This is a genomic window from Arthrobacter sp. TJ-178, from assembly GCF_058269275.1.
Genome location: NZ_JBZCNK010000001.1, coordinates 62,398 through 82,369, shown reverse-complemented (window position 1 = coordinate 82,369; position 19,972 = coordinate 62,398). Strand labels below are relative to the sequence as shown.

At 67.4% G+C, this 19,972-nt stretch carries 18 protein-coding genes; 15 read left to right on the top strand and 3 right to left on the bottom strand.

Annotated elements, in window-relative coordinates:
• Nucleotides 1-9: 9 nt before the first annotated feature.
• Both AC4D2Q_RS00370 and AC4D2Q_RS00365 read left to right on the top strand, forming a co-directional pair.
• Nucleotides 10-1,431, top strand: coding sequence for an MFS transporter (locus AC4D2Q_RS00370; protein ID WP_490944134.1), 1,422 nt, complete (start codon nucleotides 10-12; stop codon nucleotides 1,429-1,431).
• Entirely contained in the window at nucleotides 1,428-3,215 is a 1,788-nt protein-coding gene (locus AC4D2Q_RS00365) for a DEAD/DEAH box helicase (protein WP_490944133.1), read from the top strand. Before AC4D2Q_RS00370 ends, AC4D2Q_RS00365 begins: the two co-directional genes overlap by 4 nt.
• Nucleotides 3,216-3,518: 303 nt before the next feature.
• On the opposite strand, the gene AC4D2Q_RS00360 is transcribed toward AC4D2Q_RS00365, so the two are convergent.
• Together AC4D2Q_RS00360 and AC4D2Q_RS00355 are read right to left on the bottom strand one after the other, a co-directional pair.
• Nucleotides 3,519-4,142 carry a nicotinamidase gene (locus AC4D2Q_RS00360; protein ID WP_490944131.1) on the bottom strand — a complete coding sequence of 208 codons (624 nt, stop codon included), beginning with the start codon at nucleotides 4,140-4,142 and terminating at the stop codon, nucleotides 3,519-3,521.
• A 2-nt stretch (nucleotides 4,143-4,144) separates the two neighbouring features.
• Complete coding sequence (locus tag AC4D2Q_RS00355) at nucleotides 4,145-5,470, bottom strand: nicotinate phosphoribosyltransferase (protein ID WP_490944129.1); 1,326 nt, start codon at nucleotides 5,468-5,470, stop codon at nucleotides 4,145-4,147.
• An 86-nt stretch (nucleotides 5,471-5,556) separates the two neighbouring features.
• Between AC4D2Q_RS00355 and clpS the strand changes: the two genes are divergently transcribed.
• From clpS to AC4D2Q_RS00305, 10 genes are all read left to right on the top strand, one after another.
• On the top strand, nucleotides 5,557-5,889 hold the full coding sequence (gene clpS, locus AC4D2Q_RS00350; protein WP_490926737.1) for an ATP-dependent Clp protease adapter ClpS: 333 nt from the start codon (nucleotides 5,557-5,559) through the stop codon (nucleotides 5,887-5,889).
• Nucleotides 5,890-5,973: 84 nt separating this feature from the next.
• Nucleotides 5,974-6,531 carry a DUF2017 domain-containing protein gene (locus AC4D2Q_RS00345; protein ID WP_490944127.1) on the top strand — a complete coding sequence of 186 codons (558 nt, stop codon included), beginning with the start codon at nucleotides 5,974-5,976 and terminating at the stop codon, nucleotides 6,529-6,531.
• Between the two features lie 89 nt (nucleotides 6,532-6,620).
• On the top strand, nucleotides 6,621-7,571 hold the full coding sequence (gene murI / locus AC4D2Q_RS00340; protein WP_490945684.1) for a glutamate racemase: 951 nt from the start codon (nucleotides 6,621-6,623) through the stop codon (nucleotides 7,569-7,571).
• Nucleotides 7,568-8,419 (top strand): MBL fold metallo-hydrolase, encoded by an 852-nt coding sequence (locus tag AC4D2Q_RS00335; protein ID WP_490926739.1) that lies wholly within the window; start codon nucleotides 7,568-7,570, stop codon nucleotides 8,417-8,419. Before murI ends, AC4D2Q_RS00335 begins: the two co-directional genes overlap by 4 nt.
• 111 nt (nucleotides 8,420-8,530) lie before the next feature.
• Nucleotides 8,531-9,106, top strand: coding sequence for a hypothetical protein (locus AC4D2Q_RS00330; RefSeq protein WP_490944125.1), 576 nt, complete (start codon nucleotides 8,531-8,533; stop codon nucleotides 9,104-9,106).
• A complete protein-coding gene (locus tag AC4D2Q_RS00325; RefSeq protein ID WP_490944124.1) occupies nucleotides 9,099-9,464 on the top strand; it encodes a hypothetical protein in 366 nt (121 codons plus the stop codon). The genes AC4D2Q_RS00330 and AC4D2Q_RS00325 overlap by 8 nt, the downstream gene beginning before the upstream one ends.
• A gap of 299 nt (nucleotides 9,465-9,763) precedes the next feature.
• Nucleotides 9,764-10,558, top strand: coding sequence for a ribonuclease PH (gene rph, locus AC4D2Q_RS00320; RefSeq protein ID WP_490926742.1), 795 nt, complete (start codon nucleotides 9,764-9,766; stop codon nucleotides 10,556-10,558).
• The gene (gene rdgB, locus AC4D2Q_RS00315) at nucleotides 10,555-11,187 is read left to right on the top strand and encodes an RdgB/HAM1 family non-canonical purine NTP pyrophosphatase (protein WP_490926743.1); all 633 of its coding nucleotides are present in this window, start codon (nucleotides 10,555-10,557) and stop codon (nucleotides 11,185-11,187) included. Before rph ends, rdgB begins: the two co-directional genes overlap by 4 nt.
• A gap of 149 nt (nucleotides 11,188-11,336) precedes the next feature.
• Entirely contained in the window at nucleotides 11,337-12,062 is a 726-nt protein-coding gene (locus AC4D2Q_RS00310; RefSeq protein WP_490944122.1) for a DedA family protein, read from the top strand.
• Between the two features lie 106 nt (nucleotides 12,063-12,168).
• Complete coding sequence (locus AC4D2Q_RS00305) at nucleotides 12,169-13,161, top strand: 3'-5' exonuclease (protein ID WP_490944120.1); 993 nt, start codon at nucleotides 12,169-12,171, stop codon at nucleotides 13,159-13,161.
• On the opposite strand, the gene AC4D2Q_RS00300 is transcribed toward AC4D2Q_RS00305, so the two are convergent.
• Nucleotides 13,158-14,276, bottom strand: a complete 1,119-nt coding sequence (locus AC4D2Q_RS00300; protein ID WP_490944118.1) for an ADP-ribosylglycohydrolase family protein — start codon at nucleotides 14,274-14,276, stop codon at nucleotides 13,158-13,160. The two genes, AC4D2Q_RS00305 and AC4D2Q_RS00300, sit on opposite strands and share 4 nt — an antisense overlap.
• Nucleotides 14,277-14,448: 172 nt before the next feature.
• On the opposite strand from AC4D2Q_RS00300, the gene AC4D2Q_RS00295 reads away from it, so the two are divergent.
• The 3 genes from AC4D2Q_RS00295 to AC4D2Q_RS00285 all read left to right on the top strand — a co-directional run bounded on the left by AC4D2Q_RS00295 (nucleotide 14,449) and on the right by AC4D2Q_RS00285 (nucleotide 19,890).
• Complete coding sequence (locus AC4D2Q_RS00295) at nucleotides 14,449-15,444, top strand: MIP/aquaporin family protein (protein WP_490944117.1); 996 nt, start codon at nucleotides 14,449-14,451, stop codon at nucleotides 15,442-15,444.
• 163 nt (nucleotides 15,445-15,607) lie between these two features.
• Complete coding sequence (locus AC4D2Q_RS00290) at nucleotides 15,608-16,774, top strand: exonuclease SbcCD subunit D (protein WP_490944114.1); 1,167 nt, start codon at nucleotides 15,608-15,610, stop codon at nucleotides 16,772-16,774.
• The gene (locus AC4D2Q_RS00285; RefSeq protein ID WP_490944111.1) at nucleotides 16,771-19,890 is read left to right on the top strand and encodes an AAA family ATPase; all 3,120 of its coding nucleotides are present in this window, start codon (nucleotides 16,771-16,773) and stop codon (nucleotides 19,888-19,890) included. The genes AC4D2Q_RS00290 and AC4D2Q_RS00285 overlap by 4 nt, the downstream gene beginning before the upstream one ends.
• Nucleotides 19,891-19,972: the final 82 nt, after the last annotated feature.

Genomic DNA, 19,972 nt, shown 5'->3' with positions numbered 1-19,972 from the left:
GGTGCACGCATGAGCGGTTCGGCTGCGCAGCCGCGCCCTGCAGGCGCCATGTCCGCCCAATACCGTGCGCTCACCCTGGGGATCCTGGCGATCATCACCTGTTCTGCCTTCGAAGCCATGGCGGTGACGACGGCGATGCCCGTGGTGGCGCAGGAGCTTTCCGCGGGCGCCGGGTACGGGCTCGCCTTCTCCATGTTCCTCACGGCATCGTTGCTGGGCACCGTGGTGGCCGGCAGCAGATGCGACCGGGACGGTCCGCTGCCGTCGCTGGGAGCGGGAATGGTCCTGATGACCGCCGGGCTGCTGCTGTCCGCCCTGGCCGGTGAGTTCTGGATTGTCACCGTGGGCAGGGCCGTCTCCGGCCTCGGCGGCGGGGCCATGATCGTGGCGGTATACGTCATCATCGGCGAGATCTACCCGTCGGCGCTGCAGCCCGTGGTGTTCGGCTGGCTCGCGGCCGCCTGGATCCTGCCGTCCATGGTGGGTCCGCTGGCAGCAGGCCTGCTGGCACAGTTTGTGAGCTGGCGCTGGGTCTTTGCTGCAGTCATTCCGATTGTGCTGGCTGCAGGGCTGCTGGTCTGGCCGCGGGTCCGCAGCCTCGGTCCGCCGGAAAACCCGGCCCTGGATGCGGCGGCCGGGCGCCGTCGGGCACTCTGGGGCACCGTGCTGGCGGTTGCCGTGTTCGTTGCCCAGTGGGCGGGCAGCGCCGCTGCCTCCTCGCCGTCGGCCGCCGTGCCGGTCTGGGCCGCTGCCGCACTGGGGACCGGAGCCGCCGTCGTCGCCCTGATCCGCCTGCTGCCTGCCGGCACGCTGCGCCTGACCCGCGGGCTGCCCAGCGTGGTTGCCACGCGCGGACTGCTCAGCGCCGGATTCGTGGCGGCTGAAGCCTTCCTGCCGCTGATGCTGCTGGCCGCCTACGGTGTGGACCCCGCCACTGCCGGACTGGCCCTGACCGCAGGAGCGGTAGGCTGGGCTGTGGGTTCCTTCCTGCAGGCACGTGCCTCCGGTCGCCGCCACCGCCTCCTGGTGATTGGCGCAACCATGCTGGCCGCAGCCGTGGGAGGAATCGGGCTGCTTGCCTCACCGGCCGTCCCCTTCTGGGTGATCGTCCTGGTGTGGTCCTTCGCGGGAGCAGCCATGGGCCTGGCCCTCTCCAGTACCTCCGTGATGGTGCTGGCCCTGTCCACTTCCGCGGACCGGGGACGCAACTCCGCGTCCCTCCAGATTTCGGACCAGCTTGGAGCCGTTGCGGGAACCACAGTGGCGGGAATTCTTTTCGCCCTCCTGCAGGACCCCGCTGCTTCCGGACAAACCGGCGTGTTCCGCGTCATGTGGCTTGTCCTGGCCGTTTTCGCGTGCCTGGGGATTGTCTCCGGTGCCCGCAGTGCAATTGTTACCCCAAACACAGGAAAGGTGCCGTTCACAGCGTGAGCCCAGACACCCTCTTCGGCGGACCGGCCCTGCCGCCCGCCTACCCGGAACGAGCCGCGTGGGGCACAGCCCCGAAGCTTCGCCAGTGGCAGGCCGAAGCCCTCGAAAAGTTCTTTGCCGCCGACGCCGATGACTTCCTCGCCGTCGCCACCCCCGGCGCAGGTAAGACCACCTTCGCCCTGCGCGTTGCCACCGAACTGGTGGACCGCGGGATCGTCAAGCGGATCACCGTCGTCGCGCCCACCGACCACCTCAAGCGCCAGTGGGCCGACGCCGCCGCCAAGGTGGGACTGGCCCTGGACCCCAACTTCAAGAACGCCGACGGCCGCCACGGCGACGGTTTCATCGGCGTGGCCGTGACCTACGCGCAGGTGGCCTCCAAGCCCATGCTGCACCGGGCCAAGACCGAAGCTGCCCGCACCCTCGTGATCCTGGATGAGATCCACCACGGCGGCGACGCCCTGTCCTGGGGCGACGGCATCCGTGAGGCTTTCGAACCGGCCGTCAAGCGGCTGTCCCTGACCGGTACGCCGTTCCGCTCGGACACCGCGGCCATTCCCTTTGTGGAGTATGAGAAGGACCGCGACGGGATCCGCCGCTCCAAGGCGGACTACACCTACGGCTACGGGCAGGCACTGAAGGACCACGTGGTGCGTCCGGTGATGTTCATGGCCTACTCCGGCACCATGCGCTGGCGGACCAGCGCCGGTGATGAAATGGCCGCCTCCCTCGGCGAAGCCGCCGTTACCAAGGACATCACCGCCCAGGCCTGGCGCACGGCGCTGAACCCCACGGGTGAATGGATCCCTGCGGTGCTGGCCGCCGCTGACCGCCGGCTTTCCGAGGTGCGCCGGGCAGTGCCCGACGCCGGCGGGCTGGTGATCGCAACGGACCACGACGACGCGCGTGCCTATGCGGGCCAGCTGAAGAAGATTACGGGGGAGTCTCCCACGGTCATCCTCTCCGATGACGCCAAGGCCTCGGACAAGATCGATGAGTTCTCCGCCGGGGACCGCCGCTGGATGGTGGCTGTGCGCATGGTGTCCGAAGGCGTGGACGTTCCGCGCCTGGCAGTGGGCGTGTACGCCACCTCCACAGCCACGCCGCTGTTCTTTGCGCAGGCTGTGGGCCGGTTTGTCCGCGCCCGGAAGCGGGGTGAGACGGCGTCGGTGTTCCTGCCGTCGGTGCCCAACCTGATGGCCCTGGCCAACCAGCTGGAACTGGAACGCGACCACGCCCTGGACCGGCCGGAGAACCACCTCGAGGAGGAAGGGTTCGCGCTGGAGGACAGCCTCATGGAGGCCGCCAACCGCGAGGAAAAAGCCTCCGACTCCCTCACCAAGCAGAAGTTCGAGGCACTGGAATCGCAGGCGTCCTTTGACCGCGTGCTGTTCGACGGCGGCGAGTTCGGGACCGGCGGAGAGCTGGGCAGCGAAGAGGAACAGGACTTCCTGGGCATCCCCGGCCTGCTGGACGCAGACCAGGTGGGCATGCTGCTGCGCCAGCGCCAGCATGAGCAGCAGTCCCGGCGCGGGCGCAAGGCAGCGGCGTCACGCGAGCCCGAACCCGCCCCCACGGTCATGGACCACCGCCAGCTCACCGAACTGCGCGGCCAGCTGGCAAAGAATGTGTCCGCGTGGGCTGCCCGGTCGGGAATGCCGCACGGCATGGTGCACAGCGAACTGCGGCGTATCTGCGGCGGGCCGCCCGTGGCGCAGGCAAACGAGGAACAGCTCAATCAGCGGCTCAAGAAGCTGCAGGACTGGTTCATCGGGCGCAAGTAGGGGTTCGGGGCGAATCCTTCGGGCAGGTAACGGGCTCTGGTGGGCTCGGGGGCGGATCCTTGGTGCAGGTAACGGACTCAAACCCGCGAATTCGGGCCAAATAGACCCGGTATCTGTACGAGGGATTTTTCCAAGCCCCGTTAGCTGCACGAAAGAATCGGGCGGGCCGCCGGCTCGGCACTCCCAAGAGGGGCAGCCCTGACCGCAGGCCCCCGGAAGACGCAGAAGAGGTGCCGGAGCCATACGCTCCAGCACCTCTTCCTGTCTTTGTGTTCTGCTCTGTGCAGTCCGCCCGAACCGGTGTTACAGGTCCAGCAGCTCCACGCCGGCGTCTTCGAGCTCAGCCAGGGCAGCCCGGGTGTCCGCGCGGTCGATCCCGGCGCACAGGTCCGGAATGACGTAGGTGTCATAGCCGGCAGCGATGGCGTCCAGCGCGGTCGCCCGGACGCAGTAGTCGGTGGCCAGGCCCACGATGACCACCTCGTCGACGTCGTTGTCCCGAAGCCAGTCATCCAAGCTCACCGTTTCGGCGGGGTCCACCGGTGCGGTAGCCGCGTCCAAATCGCCGGTGGGCACCTCATCCTCGGGTGCCAGGACGCCCTCAAAGCCCGAGTAGGCTGCCTCGTACTGTCCCTTGCGGAAGAATGCATCAATGTGTTCGGTGTCCAGGTCCGGATGCGGATTGGCACCGGTCGTGCCGGCGACGCAGTGCACCGGCCAGAACTCCTTGTAATCGGGAGTGTCGGAGAAGTGGGCGCCGGGCTCTATGTGCCAGTCCTGGGTGGCGGCGACGACGGCGTAGCGGCCCAGCGTCGTTTCGATGTAGTCGGTGATTTCGGATGCCGTGTCGGCTCCGCCGGGAACGGCGAGGGAACCCCCTTCACAGAAGTCGTTCTGGACGTCTACAACAATCAGGGCACGCGTCATTCTTACTCCTCGTATTCAGTGGGGATCACCGGTTCGCCGCGCTGCAGGCGGTTCACCGAGCTGGGAAGTTCTGCCAGGGAGGCGGCATGGCGCTTGGCCGCCCGTTCCACGGCCTCGGCCCCGGTCCAGCCGGGAAGTATTTCACCGTCCGCAACAAACTGCTCCAGCAGCGGCCGGTCATTGCCGTCATCCAGCGGACGGTGGCCGATGCCGATGACCTCCGCCGTGGCGGTTCCGCGCTCGTTGAGCCGGCGCAGCGCGTACTTGCGTCCGCCCCGCGACGCTTTGTTCTTGGCGGCCTTGGCCACGGAGACAAACTCGTGGTCGTCCCCTTCCCGGCTGACCAGCTTGTAGACCATGCCGGCGGTGGGTGCGCCGGAACCGGTCACCAGCGACGTCCCCACACCATAGGCGTCCACGGGTGCGGAGGCCAAGGCTGCAATGGCGTACTCGTCCAGATCGGAGGTCACCATGATGCGGGTTTCCGTGTTCCCCAGGTCATCAAGGAGTTCGCGGACCCAGCGGGCCTGCGCCACGAGGTCCCCGGAGTCCAGCCGCACACCGCCCAGCTTTTGCCCGGCGACGGCGACGGCGTTGCGCACGCCGGCTTCGACGTCGTACGTGTCCACCAGCAGCGAGGTGTTGGAGCCGAGTGAGTCCACCTGCGCCTGGAAGGCGGCCCGTTCCGTGTCATGCAGCAGGGTGAAGGAATGCGCTGCGGTGCCCACAGTCTTCAATCCGTAGCGCCGGCCGGCCTCCAGGTTGGAGGTGCTGTCAAAGCCGGCAATGATGGCGGCGCGTGCTGCGGCCACGGCTGCTTCCTCATGCGTGCGGCGCGATCCCATCTCGATGCACGGGCGCCCGCCGGCGGCAGAAACCATGCGCGACGCGGCGGAGGCAATGGCGCTGTCATGGTTCACCACGGACAGGAGCAGGGTCTCCAGGATGCAGGCCTCGGCGAAGCTGGACTCCACGGTGAGAATGGGCGAATTGGGGAAATACGCCTCACCCTCGGCATAGCCGAAAATGTTGCCGGAGAACCGGAAATCAGCCAGCCACTTGAGCGTGCGCGCGTCCACCACGGAGGTGCGCTCCAGGAACTCCAGCTGTTCATCGTCGAACCTGAACGCGGCGAGGGCCTCGAGGATCCGGCCGGTTCCGGCCACCACGCCGTACCGGCGCCCGTCCGGCAGCCTGCGGCCGAAGACCTCGAAGACTGAGCGGCGGGAGGCGGTGCCCGAGTGCAGGGCAGCCTGCAGCATGGTCAACTCGTAGTGGTCGGTATAGAGGGCGGCATTCGGCTGGCGCCACGCGGAAGGACTGTTCACAGTCAAAACTCTATCCTCCGTTCGCTTATTGAGTAGAAGGCATCCGCTGGCGGTTCGGGAACCTCGTCCAACCTACAATTGGAGTCATGACTTTGAGCACTGCAGCCGGCGCTGTGCTGGGCACGTCGCCCGGCACCGATACCCTCGAGCGGACCGGGACGGAGTCCCTGGTGGACAATGACGTGCCCTGGGTGGTCATTGTGTGGAATGACCCCGTCAACCTGATGAGCTACGTCAGCTACGTGTTCCGCAGCTATTTCGGCTACTCGGAAGCCAAGGCCAACAAGCTCATGATGGAAGTGCACGAACAGGGAAAATCGGTGGTGGCAGCCGGCTCGCGGGAATCTGCGGAGCGCGACACCGTGGCGATGCATTCCTTTGGTCTCTGGGCCACCTTCCAGAAGACGGACGAGCCGTAGGCCGCACCGCCGGCCCGGCATTCCAGCACCGAGCAGCACCAACGCGCAGCACAGACCGGCCCCGGGTCGGCGGATAGGACAAACGTGGCAACCGGATTCAAGGTCACCCGCAAGGGAATCTCAGCATCGCTGGAGGCGGGGGAGCGGGAGCTGCTGCGCAGCCTTTTTGCCGATGTGCTCGGCATGCTGGAACCGGACACCCCTGCGGATACCGACCCGCTCGCCGCGATGGTGGGTTTGGACACCAGTGCACGTGTCCCGTCCGACTCCGCACTGCGCCGGCTGCTGCCGGACGGAGTGACGGGCGACGACGACGAAGCCCTCGAATTCCGCCGCCTGACCGAGCGCTCGCTGAGGGAGGACAAGACCGGTGCGCTGCGGGCATCTGCTCTGCTCCTGGAGTCCAAGCCGCTGCTGCTGAACCCCGAACAGGCCCAGTATTTTGCCCGGGCTCTCAATGATGTACGGCTGGTCCTCGCGGACCGGCTGGACCTTGAAACGGACGAAGACGCCGAGCGCCTGCACGGCATCACGGACCCCTCGAAGGCACAGGACGTGGACGGTTACCTGGCCCTGGTGTACAACTTTGTCACCTGGCTCCAGGAGACACTCATGCAGGCGATGACACGCTCCCTGCTGTGATCAAGAGCACTCCGGCCTAAGTACGCGGCGGGCCGCCCGGGGGCTATTGTCGTTACATTATGAGCTCTGACCCGGGTAGTTCCACGCTGATGACCGAATCGCCGAATGCACAGCGCAAGGACGCCCCCATTGGTATTTTCGACTCCGGCGTGGGAGGCCTGACGGTTGCCCGCGCGGTGATCGACCAGCTGCCCAATGAGTCGATTCTTTACGTGGGGGACACCGCCAAGGGGCCGTACGGTCCCCTTCCCATCGCCGAAGTCCGGGCCAATGCGCTTGGCGTGATGGATGAACTGGTGGATTCCGGCGTCAAGCTTCTGGTGATCGCCTGCAACACCGCCTCCGCCGCCGTCCTCCGGGACGCCCGTGAGCGTTACACCCGCCGCTACGGGATTCCCGTCATCGAAGTTATCCAGCCTGCGGTGCGGCGGGCCGTCTCCGCCACACGCTCCGGGCGGGTGGGCGTGATCGGCACCGAAGCCACCGTTGGCTCACGGGCCTACAACGACACGTTTGCCGCCGCCCCGCACCTGGAGATCTCCTCCGTCGCCTGCCCGGCCTTCGTGGAATTCGTGGAAGCCGGCGTCACTGCCGGACCCGATCTGCTGGCCACGGCCGAAGAATACCTGGCCCCGCTGAAGGCTCGGGACGTGGACACCCTGGTGCTGGGCTGCACGCACTACCCGCTGCTGACCGGTGTGATCTCCTACGTCATGGGCGATGGCGTCACGCTGGTTTCCAGTGCCGAGGAAACCGCCAAGGACGTTTACCGGGCCCTGATCTCCCATAATCTGCAGCGCACGGCTCAAACCGCTCCGGAGCACCATTTCGTGGCCACCGGGGATTCGACGTCGTTTGAACTGCTCGCGCGGCGCTTCCTCGGCCCCGAAGTCCTCAGCGTTGAGCATGTGGACAACGTGGCCGCCCACTACCCCACCGGCAGCATGGCCCGGATCACTCCGGACATGGTCGCCGCAGACCGCTCCACTCACCGCAACCACGGAAGGCCGCCCGGCGCCCTTCGGAACGGCACCTTATGAAACTGACCATTGTGGGTTGCAGCGGCTCCTTCCCGGGCCCGGCCTCACCCGCCAGCTGCTATCTCGTGACCGCCAACGACGGCGAACGCGACTGGCGCATCCTCCTGGACCTGGGCAACGGCTCCCTGGGCGCACTGCAGCGCTACATGGACCTGCGCGACATTGATGCGGTCCTGCTCACGCACCTGCATCCGGACCACTGCATGGACCTGTGCGGCCTGCACGTGGCAGTGCACTGGGACCCCGAAGGATGGAACCGCGACCGCATCACGGTGTGGGGTCCCAAGGACACGGCGGACCGGATGGCCACGGCTTACGGCCTGCCCGCCGATCCGGGCATGCATGAGGACTTCGAGTTCCAGCACTGGACCAGCCGCGAGGCCGTCACCATCGGGCCGTTCACGGTCACGCCCTACCCGGTCCTGCATCCGGCCGAGGAAGCCTACGCCCTGCGCGTGGAGGCACCGGGCTTCGACGCAGAGGGCCTCCCCGTAGTGCACACCCTGGCCTACTCGGGAGACACGGACTCCTGCGACGGCCTGGAAGAGGCCGCCCGCGAAAGCGACGTCTTCCTGTGTGAAGCAGCCTTCCACGAAGGCCGCGACGACGCGATTGAAGGCGTGCACCTGACCGGAAAGCGCGCCGGCGCAGCCGCCTCGGCAGCCAGCGCCCGCCGCCTGCTGCTCACCCACCTGCCGGTGTGGAATGACGCGAACGCCTCAGTGTCCGAGGCGCGGGAAACCTACGCCGGAGACCTCGCGGTGGCCGTTGCGGGCGTCTCCTACGACGTCGGGAGCCCCTTTACCGCGGGATTGGCAGTCAACCGCGGAGTCCTGCCCGCGGGCTGACCGCCCCCGCTGCGGCCGGCCAGTTGGATCGCTGGGCTGCAGAGAGGGTATGCCCAGTACGTGTGCGGCGCTCACCCGCAGCTGGCAGGACAGCAGCTAGGCTGGCCCGCAATGGATGAGGAACAGCTTGAACAGATCGCCAGTCAAGCGGCGGAACTAGCCCGTGCCGATCCGGCGTGGTGGGAAATCGCCGCTGCCTTGAGTCCGTTGGCCGTCCTGATTGGCGCTGGGGTTACGTTGTGGATCGGGCTGGCCTCGGTCCGCCGGCAGAGGATCAATGCGGAAAAGCAGTCTGAGGATAACCGAAAGGCCATGGCTGAGCGCCGCCGGGCCGATGACCGCGCAGAATGGTGGAAGAGGGTCCAATGGGCCCTGGACGCTTCTCTGTCCGACCAGGTCAAGCGGCAGGACCTTGGATTCAAGATGCTGGATCGGCTCACTGCGGCCGGCAAGGTCGATGATGAGGATCTGACACTGCTGGACCCGGCATGGCGTCCGACGGCAGCATCAAGCGCCGCTCAGGCTGAGGAGACCATGGACACGGCGGCAAGTACGCTCCAGGCCATGGCCGCTCAGGGCATCATCGGCGATGACTACCTGGCGGCGTACCAGCGGGTCATGGACGAGGCAGGCACGGAGGAGCACAATGGGACCGACACCGGCGACCGAGAGGACGGCAATGAGTGAAACGCACAAGCTGAGCCGTAACGAGGCAGCTGAATTCCTGGCCGAGCTGGGCCGGGATATTTCGGCTGCGCGGCTGCGTGTCACCATCGACGGAAAGCTGGGCCGTGAAACGCCGGCTCCGGTGAAGAAGCTTGCCAGCCTGCCTGACCCGCCCTCCATCGACGTGTCGGGAGCAGAGGCTTCGCCCGACAGGCAGGCCGCGGCATTCCGTCTGGCCACCGAGGCGGTACTGGAGAAACTAGTGGTCGATGTGAGACACCTCGCAGGCGCCGTATCGTTTCTCCCCAAGGATGAGGACGATGAGTCAGTGGTCGAATCCGGTGAAGCCGCGGCCGTCCGCAGCCGGCTGAAACAGTAGTCAGCTCCGTCGCGCAGCCTGGAACGTGTACGTCCGGCAATATGACGCATTTTGGCGCGCGCCTTGCTGTGACCATGTCGTTCCCATTCCCCGTTCCCCAAGTTCGGACGCATCGCAGCGGTCATGGAGAAAATCGGCCGGGCTGTATCTGACGTGGTCTTCCTGTTGGGTGGTCCTGAACAGGCGGTCGCGGATCCGTGTGATGGCACAACCTCAGGCAGGTATCAGCGACGGGGGAAGCCGGGGACCCGGGGCACCGCTGCGGCCGGCCCCGCGGAGCCGGCCGATAGACTGGGCGCATGACTACAGCCGCAAACAGTTCTTCCTCCACGCCCTCCGCAGGCACCGCCGTCGTCCGTTCCGACGGCCGCACCCCCGACCAGCTGCGTGACATCACCATCACCCGCGGCTGGTCCAAGCAGGCCGAAGGATCCGCGCTGATCGAATTCGGCAACACCAAGGTGCTGTGCACCGCGTCCCTGACGGCCGGCGTTCCCCGCTGGCTCAAGGGCGAAGGCAAGGGCTGGGTCACCGCCGAATACGCCATGCTGCCCCGCGCCACCAACACCCGCAACGCCCGTGAATCCGTGAAGGGCAAGCTGGGCGGGCGCACGCACGAGATTTCCCGGCTGATCGGCCGCTCGCTGCGCTCCATCATCGACACCAAGGCGCTGGGCGAAAACACCATTGTCCTGGACTGCGACGTACTGCAGGCCGACGGCGGCACCCGCACCGCCGCGATCACCGGCGCCTACGTGGCCCTCGCCGACGCCCTGGCCTGGGCCAAGGAGAACAAGCTCATTGCCAAGAACGCCAACCCGCTGCTGGACACGGTAGCGGCCATCAGCGTGGGCATCATCGACGGGGTGCCCATGCTGGACCTGCCGTACGTGGAAGACGTCCGCGCCGAAACCGACATGAACGTGGTGGTGACCGGATCCGGAAAGTTCGTGGAGGTCCAGGGCACTGCCGAAGGTGCACCGTTTGACCGCGACGAGCTGAACGCCCTCCTTGACCTGGCCCTGCTGGGCACTTCGGAACTGGCCGAAATCCAGCGCCGGACCCTCGGTGAGGCCCTTAAGGAAACGGTATGACCGCCGTCGTTCCCGCTCAGGCCCGCCTGGTCCTGGCTACGCGCAACGCCGGTAAGCTGCGGGAGCTGCGCGAACTGCTGCGCGGGCGGATCGAGGGGCTCGACGTCGACACGCAGGTGATTGATGCGGCCGCCGCGGGCGTTCCGGATGTCCCCGAAACCGGCGTCACTTTCGAGGCCAACTCGCTGTTGAAGGCGCGTGCGGTCGCTGAGGCGACCGGGCTGGCCGCCATCGCGGATGATTCCGGGCTGGCCGTGGATGTCCTGGGCGGGGCTCCGGGCATCTTCTCCGCCCGCTGGTCCGGCCGGCACGGCGACGACGCCGCCAACCTGGACCTCCTGCTCGCCCAGCTGTCGGATATCGGCGAGGAGCACAGAGGCGCAGCCTTCGTCTGCGCCGCCGCACTGGCGCTGCCCGATGGAGCCACCACGGTGGAGCGTGCCGAGCTGCGCGGGACGCTTCTGGCCGCACCGCGCGGAAACGGGGGATTCGGCTATGACCCCATCCTGCAGCCCGAGGGACTGGACCGCAGCTGCGCCGAGCTGAGCCCGGAGGAGAAAAACGCCATCAGCCACCGCGGGCAGGCCTTCAGGGCGCTGCTGCCGGCCATCATCGAGGCCCTGGCCTGAGTGTCTTTGCGGGAGCCTGCGCGGACCGATCACCGCGTGCCCGCAGGCTTCCGCACCGCCTTCGCGCAGCAGGGAAGAAGGGCCAATCCGCGGGGCCGGCGGTGTCGGGTTTCCGCCCCGGCCGCTCCTAAGGCAGAATTGAGGGCAATATGACTACACAGATTCTTGCCTCAGTTGCCACCGCCAATTCCGACGGATCGGCGCTGGGAGGGGTCGCCGACTGGGCCGTCAGCGTCATGGAGACCATCGGTGCTCCGGGCGCAGGTTTGGCCATCGCCCTGGAAAACCTCTTTCCGCCTCTGCCCAGCGAGGTCATCCTGCCGCTGGCAGGATTCACCGCCAGCCAGGGCAACTTCTCCCTCGTCGCGGCCCTGATCTGGACAACGCTGGGCTCCGTTATCGGCGCCTGGGCGCTGTACGGACTCGGTGCCTGGCTTGGCCGGCGCCGGATGCGGGCACTGGTGTCCAAGGTTCCCCTGGTGGACCTGGAGGACGTGGACAAGGTGGAAGCCTGGTTCAACCGCCACGGAGCCAAGGCCGTGTTCTTCGGGCGCATGATCCCCATCTTCCGGAGCCTGATCTCCATTCCCGCCGGCATCGAACGGATGCCCATCTGGAAGTTCCTGGGCCTGACAACTGCAGGCAGCCTCATCTGGAACGCCATCTTCGTCTTTTCCGGCTACTACCTGGGCGAGAGTTGGCACGTGGTGGAGGAATACGCCGGTGTCTTCCAGAAGATCGTCATTGTTGTGTGCGTTCTGGTGGCAGTGTGGTTTGTGATCAGCAAGGTCCGCTCGCACCGCCGCAAGAAGTCGGCTTCGGCGCAGCAGCCGGTCGGTCCGGTCCAGCCGGCTGAGCCGGTCGACGGCGAATAGTCCGGAGCAGCCTTTACTCTCCGTTTCACCAGCACCCCGGCACGTACGAAAAACCGCATCACCGCAGCAGTGTCTGCAGGCAGAAATCTAAGGAACCGAACACCGCGTGGGAATTGAATTCACGGCCATTGACTTCGAAACGGCCAACGGATTCCGGGGTTCTCCCTGTTCGGTGGGGCTGGTCAAGGTGCGGGACGGCGTCGTCGTCGACGAGACGTCCTGGCTGATGCGCCCGCCCGCCGGCCACGACTTCTTTGAACGCCGCAACATCCGCATTCACGGCATCGAAGCGGAGATGGTGGCCGGAGCCCCGCGCTTCGGCGAGCTGTTTCCGGAGATCGGTGCATTCATCGGTGAGGACCTTTTGGTGGCCCACAACGCCGCCTTTGACATGGGCGTGATCCGCTCCGCGCTGGAAGTCTCCGATCTGCCCGGCCCGGCCTATGACTACACCTGTTCAGTGGTCCACTCCCGCCGGACCTATTCCCTGGCATCGCACTCGCTGCCGTTCGCGGCCGAGGCCGCCGGGGTGCCGCTGCAGAACCACCACGACGCCGTCGAGGACGCGCGTGCGTGCGCCGGAATCATGCTGGACATTGTGCGCCGCAGCGGTGCGGCGGACATGCCGGAGTTCTTCACGGGACAGGGCATGGTTCCGTCCCGGCTGCCCGCCTACATCCCCGGCGTGGATGCCCTGTCCAAGGCAACCCGGGCAGCGCTGGAACGCGGAACCGGAACCGAAGCCAAGGCAGCGGCCACCGGCTGGGCGGGGTGGCCGTCCGAGGGGGAGAACCCGGCACCCAACCCGGCGGCCGACCCGCACCACCCCCTCTACGGGCAGACCGTGGTGTTCAGCGGCAACCTCGGCATGTCACGCCAGTCCGCCAAGAACCGGGCAGCCGATCTCGGTGCCAGGCCTGCTTCCAACGTCACCCGGGCCACCACCGTGCTGGTGATGGGGGACGGTTTTGAGGCCGGGGACCTGCGCAACGGCGTCCTGACGGGCAAGGCCCGCCGGGTCCTGGACCTGCACGGCAAGGGACAGCGCATCGAGGTGCTTTCCGAGCCGGAATTCCTTCGGCTGCTGGGCGGCGCTTAGCCCGCGGTGGCGGCGGTGAACTGCCGCGCCAGCTCCTCGATGACGTCCCGGCCCTCCAGGGCTGCCACCCAGGCGGCCGGCAGTGCGGCGGCGCCGTAGAGAGTGCCCAGGATGTTGCCGGTGATGGAGCCGGTGGAGTCGCTGTCGCCGTCGTGGTTGACGGCCAGCGCCAGCGCTGCCCGGAAGTGCTCCTGCGGCGAGCCGGCCGAGGCGGTGGCCAGGGCCGCGTAGAGCCCGATGGCCAGTGCTTCTTCGGCCACCCACCCCTCGCCCAGGGCAGCGGTGAGCGCCTCGGGGGAGACCGGTCCGGAGCGGGTCAGCTCCACCGCCGCGGTGAGCCGGGCGGCCAGTTCCGGCACCCCGCTGTCCGCGGCCCGGCGCACAGCCTCATCCGCGGCCTGCTGCAGGGAAGCGTCCGGCGCAAGCAGATCGTGGATGAGGGTGGAGAACACCGCAGCGGAGTGCAGGGCGGACGGATGTCCGTGCGTCAGCGCCGCAGCATCTTCGCTGAGCCGGTACACCATTTCGGACTCCACATAGGGGAGCAGCCCAAAGGGAGCGGAGCGCATCACCGTTCCGCATCCCTTGGAGTCCGGGTTGACCGGGCGGAACTTGGTGCCCATGTCCGGTCCAGAAAGGCCGGAAATGCAGGCGTTACCGGGTGCGCGGCGCTGGTGCAGGACGGTCTGTGAATCAATCCAGCGCAGCGGCGGGCTGGGAGCACCGGGATCCAGGGGGACCCCCTGTGTCTTCAGCCAGCGCAGGTAGGCCAGCCAGATACAGGCTGTCTCATCCGCGCCCAGGCCCTGGTTGGCCCATTCCAGCGCCTCCAGCAGCCCGTCCAGGGTGTAGAGGGTCATCTGTGTGTCATCGGAAAACGGGACGGGCGACGGCAGCGCCGCAAAGTCCCGGAGCCCGTCAGGGCCAAAGGCTGACCGGATCTCGGACAGTTTGGAAAACTCCACGGCGTAGCCCAGGGCATCGCCCAACGCGCCGCCCAGCAGACAGCCAACTACTTTGCCTGACTGCCCGTTCGACGGAAGATGGAAGGAAGCTGCATCGGGCTCCGCAGGCGAGGACTCGGCGGCAGGGACATTTTCAGGGTTAGGACTCACCGTTCCAGCATATCGAGGGTCCCCCAGTGAGCGCGCCCACAGGAACTTCACAGCGCGGGATGGGAGGCTGGTGGAGTTTGCCCCGGCGCCGAAGATACGGCTCGGGGCGGCGGTGGCTCCACGGAGAGCCGACCGCCATGCCGCAATAACTAGGAAGAGGAAACTTTTGCCAATGAATGCTGATCCCATCTCTGCAGGCGGCGCACGCGCTGTGCGCCCTGCCGTCGGACCCGGACGCCGCAAGCCGCTGCACAGCTACGGGCTGTTGGGGCGCAGCGCCGCGGAATTCATCGGTTCCTTCCTGCTGGTCTTCGCCACGGCCGCCGCCATCTTCAGCTCCACCGGCGGCGTTTCGGCGCCCCTGGCCGTCGGACTGGCCGCCGCAGCCGGCATGGTGGCCTTCGGCTATGTCTCCGGGGGTCACTTCAACCCCGCCATCAGCCTGGGCAGCGCCGCGGCCGGCCGCACGTCCTGGAAGGCCCTTCCCGTCTACGTGGTGGCACAGCTTATCGGTGCGCTCCTGGCGTTCCTGATCCTGTGGGTAGTGTTCCAGGGCGTCCCGGCCGAGATTGCACAGCGCTCGGACATCTTCAACGCGCTTGCCAACGGCTACGGCCCCGATTACCAGCTTGGTCTTCCGCTGGCCAGCGCCCTGCTCGCAGAGGTAGTGGGCACCGCACTGCTGGTGGCCGTGTTCCTCGGCGCCTCCAAGGGCCGGATCCCTGCCGTCTCGGCCGCATTTGCCGTGGGCGTGACCTACGCCGTCCTGCTGACCTTCCTGGCCCCGATCACCGGCGGTTCCCTCAACCCGGCACGTTCAACGGCGGCGGCAATCTTTGCCGGCACCGACGCCCTGGAACAGCTGTGGCTCTTCTGGGTGGCACCGATCCTGGGTGCGCTGATCACCGGACTGATCTACCGCAGCATCGACCTGACGGTTTCCGCCCGTGAGCGCACGGCAGAAGATGCCGAAATCGAAACCGACGTTGATGACGCAGATCATGCAGTAGACGCCGCACCTGCTGCCGCTCCGGCCGTTCCCGCAGCGCCTGCCGGCACCTCTGCTCCCGCTGCGCCGCATGCGGTGTCACTGGAGAAGAAGGACGACGCCCGCGGGTTCTTCGACGGCGACGACGACGGCGACCGTCCGGGCAGCGCCAAGGCCTAGCCCGGGCCGCCGGCGCCGCTGGCAGCCCGCGCCGCCAGCCAGGCGCCGGCGTCGAGCATTACCCCGCCCGCCCCCTTCCGCAGCAGGACCCGCGGAAGGGGGTGGGCGTTCTCATGTTCCCGGTGGCCGGGGAGTGTCAGTGCCTCGGGGTAGTTTTGTTGGTATGCGATTACTGCACACTTCCGACTGGCATCTGGGCCGTTCCTTCCACGGCGTGGGGATGCTCGGCGCCCAGCAGCAGTTCATCGACCGCCTGGTCGAGACGGTCCGCGAGAAGGACGTAGATGCCGTCCTGATCGCCGGTGACGTGTACGACCGCGCGCTGCCCGGAGTCGACGTCGTGCGCCTGCTCGACTCGGCCTTGGAACGCATCACCGCCGCGGGAGCCAAGGTCATCCTCTCCAGCGGCAACCACGACTCCGCGGCCCGGCTGGGCTTCGGCAGCAAAATCTTCGAGCGCGGAGGCGTCTACCTGCGGACCCGGATCAGCGAGATCGCGGAACCGGTGCTGCTTTCGCAGGACGGCGGCGCTCCCGTCGCCGTCTACGGCATTGCCTATCTTGAGCCGCGGCTGGCCGCCCCGGAGCTCGGCGTTGACGTTCCGCACCATGCCGGTGTGGTGGGCGAGGCCGTCCGCCGGATCCGGACGGACGTTGAGCGCCGCGCCGCGGAGGGGCAGCCGGTCATTCCCGTGGCGATGGCCCATGTTTTTGCCAGCGGCGGCATCACCTCGGACAGTGAACGTGACCTGACCGTGGGCGGCGTCGGCGCTGTTCCCCTGGACCTCTTTGACGGCTTTGCCTACACCGCGCTGGGACATCTGCACGGGCGGCAGGAACTGAGCTCCTCCGTCCGGTACAGCGGTTCCCCGCTGCCGTACTCCTTCTCCGAAGCGCGGCAGCAAAAGGGTGGGCTGCTGGTGGAATTTGACGGCGGCGGGCTGGCATCGGTGGAACCGGTCCTCTGGCCGGCGCCGCGCCGGCTCGCCGTGCTCAAGGGGACGCTGGAGCACCTGCTCGCCGATCCGGGGCTCACCGACGCTGAAGACGCTTACTGCCAGGTCACGCTCACCGATGACGAGCGTCCGGCGAAAGCCATGGAACGGCTGCGCACCCGCTTCCCGGACACCCTCGTGCTCACGTTTGAGCCGGCGTCGGGCCCGCGGACCGCCACCCAGACCTACAGCCAGCGGCTGGCGCGGGCCACTGATGATCTGGACATCTGCTGCGGCTTCCTGGACCACGTGCGGTCCCGCCGCGCCGATGAACAGGAGAAACAGCTCTTCGCTGAAGTCCTGTCGAAAGTCCAGTCAGCGGAGGCGGCACAGTGAGGATCCACCGGCTTGAAATCCAGGCGTTCGGTCCGTTTGCCGACCGTCAGGTCATCGATTTCGATGAACTGGGAGCACACGGGCTGTTCCTTCTCAACGGCCCCACCGGAGCAGGGAAAACCAGCATCCTGGATGCCATCTGCTATGCCCTGTACGGATCCGTTCCCGGCGCCCGGCAAACCTCCAAGCGGCTGCGCAGTGATCATGCCGCCCCGGACACCGCGCCGGAAGTCCTGTGTGAATTCAGCTCTGGCGACCGCCGCTTTGAAGTGGTGCGCAATCCCGCGTGGAACCGTCCGGCCAAGCGCGGCACCGGAAAAACGGTGGTCGAGCAGGCCAAAACCACGCTCCGCGAGCTTGTTAACGGGGAATGGATCCAAAAAACCGCCCGCAACGATGAGGCAGGTGCGGAGATCCAGGCCCTCATGGGCATGGACAAGGAACAGTTCACCCGCGTGGTGATGCTGCCGCAGGGCGACTTTGCCGCCTTCCTGCGAGCTGACGCGCTCACCCGGGCCGCCCTGCTGCAGAAACTGTTTGGAACCACCCGGTTCGAGAACATTGAAGCGCAGCTGCGGGATGATCTCGCCGTCGCCGCCGGGGAGCTGGACGCCGCCCGGGCGGAGAGCGAGCACGTCCTGCGCAGGGCACGCGATGAAATGGACAGGTGGGCGGACAGCGGCGACGACGGCGAAGCCGCCGACGATGCTGTTGACGGAGCCGGCCTGCTGCCCGACCCGGCAGGGGAGGACGCCGCCGGCGAAATCCAATCCGTCGAAGAATTCCGCCGCCGGCTGGCAGAACGCACCGCGCAGGAAAGGGAAAAACACGCCGCCCTGGAGACGGCGCTTCGCGAAGCCGAGGACCTTCGTCAGGACGTGGAGCACCGCCGTGCCCGCGGCATCGCACGTGAACAGCTCGAACGCGATGAACAGGACCACCTCCGGCACCGCGAGGAAGTGGAACCGGTGCGCCAGAGCCTGGCCCGCCACCTGCAGGCAGAGGTGCTCAGCGGCTATGTCCGGGCCGTCGATACGGCGCAGGAACGGCTGGAAAGCCGAGAAAGCGCTGCGGACCAGGCCCGTCAGGCCCTGGTCGAGCATCCGTTGGCGGCCGGTTTTGGCATCAGGCAGGAAACGGCTGCAGACAACGGCCCGGCACGGGAAGCCGTGCTGCCGGTGCTGTCGGCCGCGGACGCCCGTCTGACCAGCGAACGCGGATCAGCGGAAGCCGCCCTGGCCGAGGAACAGCGCATAGGCGAGCTCGAAGCGGACTGTGCGGATGCCGCCACACGGGCCGCGGCAAGCCGTGCTGCTGCCGCGGCTGCGGAAGCTGCCGCCGGGGAACTCCGCACCGAAGAAGACGGCCTTGCCCGGGAACTGGACACCCTGCGCGAACAGGCATCCAAGCAGGAATCAGCACGCAGTGAACTGGAACACGCCCGCTCCCTAACCCGCGCCATCGAAGACTTCACCGAAGCGTCCCGGACGGCAGCGGCATCCGAAGCCGAGGCAGCACGGCTGCGCGGCGCCTACCAGGACCGGCGCCAGGAATGGCAGGACAAGCTCCAGCGCCGGCTGGAACAGGCAGCAGCTGAATTGGCCGGACGGCTTGTTGACGGACAGGGATGCCCGGTCTGCGGAAGCGCCGAACACCCCGCACCTGCGGCCCTGCCCGACGGCGAGAGCGCCGTCACCAAAGAGGACGAGGACAAGGCCCGCCAGAGCACCGAAACCGCAGAGAAAGAGTTCGAGGCTGCGCGGCTGCAGGCAGACAGGGACAGCCGCCGGGTCGCCGAGCTCAAGGTGCAGGGCGGCGACGGCGATGCCGGTGCTGCCAGGGCCTGCGAAGAAGCAGCCGGCGCCGAACTCGCCGCGGCAGCAGCGGCCGCCGGCAAGCTGGCCGAGGCAACAGCCCGGCGCACCGAGCTGTCCCGGCAGCTCGAGCAGCTCGCCGACGATGAATCCTCCGCGCTGCTCGCTGCAGCGCAGGCCGATGAGCAGCGATTGTCAGGCGAACGGCAGATCGAACAGCTCAGCGGCCGGGTGGAAACTGCCCGGGACGGCTTCGCGTCCCTCGGCGAGCGGGTTGACTGCCTGTCTGAACTTCACCTCCTGCTGACGGCCGCGCGCAGCAGCCTGGCGGAGCTGCAGACGGCACGGGAAAACGAGGCTGAAGCCCGCGAAGATCTCGCGGCCAGGCTGCTCGGATCGGACTTCGCCACGGTGCAGGATGTGCGCGATGCCCTGCTGGATTCCGCCGCTGCCGCTGATTTTCAGCTCACGGTGGCCCGATACGACGAGGAAGGGCAGCGGCTTGCCCTTCGCCGTGAGGGCGAGGACTCGTCCGCGGCACTGGACGGACACGGGGAACCGCTCCCGGTTCCCGAGGAGGAAGATGTGGTCCTGGCCTCCGAGGCAGCCGCGGCGGCACGGGCGCAGCTGACCCGGTGCTCGGTGCGGCTGGGTCTCCTCGAAGCCTCCACACAGGCGCTGGAGTCCTACAGCCGCGAGCTGGCCGGCGCCGCGGAACGCATCCAGCCCCTCGAGCAGCGGCATGAGCTTCTCCGCTCGGTGACTGACACCGCGCGCGGTCTCGGGGAGAACGGCTACAAGATGACGCTGAGCACCTACGTGCTCGCCGCCCGGCTGGAACAGGTTGCGGCGGCAGCCACTGAACGGCTCTCCGCCATGACCGGCGGACGCTACGCCCTGGTACACAGTGACTCCACGTCGGGCAACAAGAAGGCAGGCCTGGGGCTGCACGTCACGGATGCCTGGACCGGCCAGCACCGGGACACGTCAACCCTGTCCGGCGGAGAGAGCTTCATGGCCTCCCTGGCACTGGCCCTCGGCCTGGCTGACGTGGTTCAGCAGGAAGCCGGCGGGGTGAGCATTGAAACGCTGTTTGTGGACGAGGGCTTCGGGAGCTTGGACGACACCTCCCTGGAACAGGTCATGGACGCGCTGGAAGGACTGCGCGACGGCGGCCGCGTGGTGGGGCTGGTGAGCCACGTGGCGGAAATGAAGCAGCGGATCGGTGCCCAGCTGCAGATCACCAAGGGCCGCAACGGATCCACCGTGCGGTTCACCGCCGGAGACCCGGTGGGGGTGTAACCCCGCGGCGGCGGGCGGACCCCGGAACTCGATCGGCACCGCGGATAAAGGGTAAGGTTGCTGGGTAGCCGGGTTGGGCGCA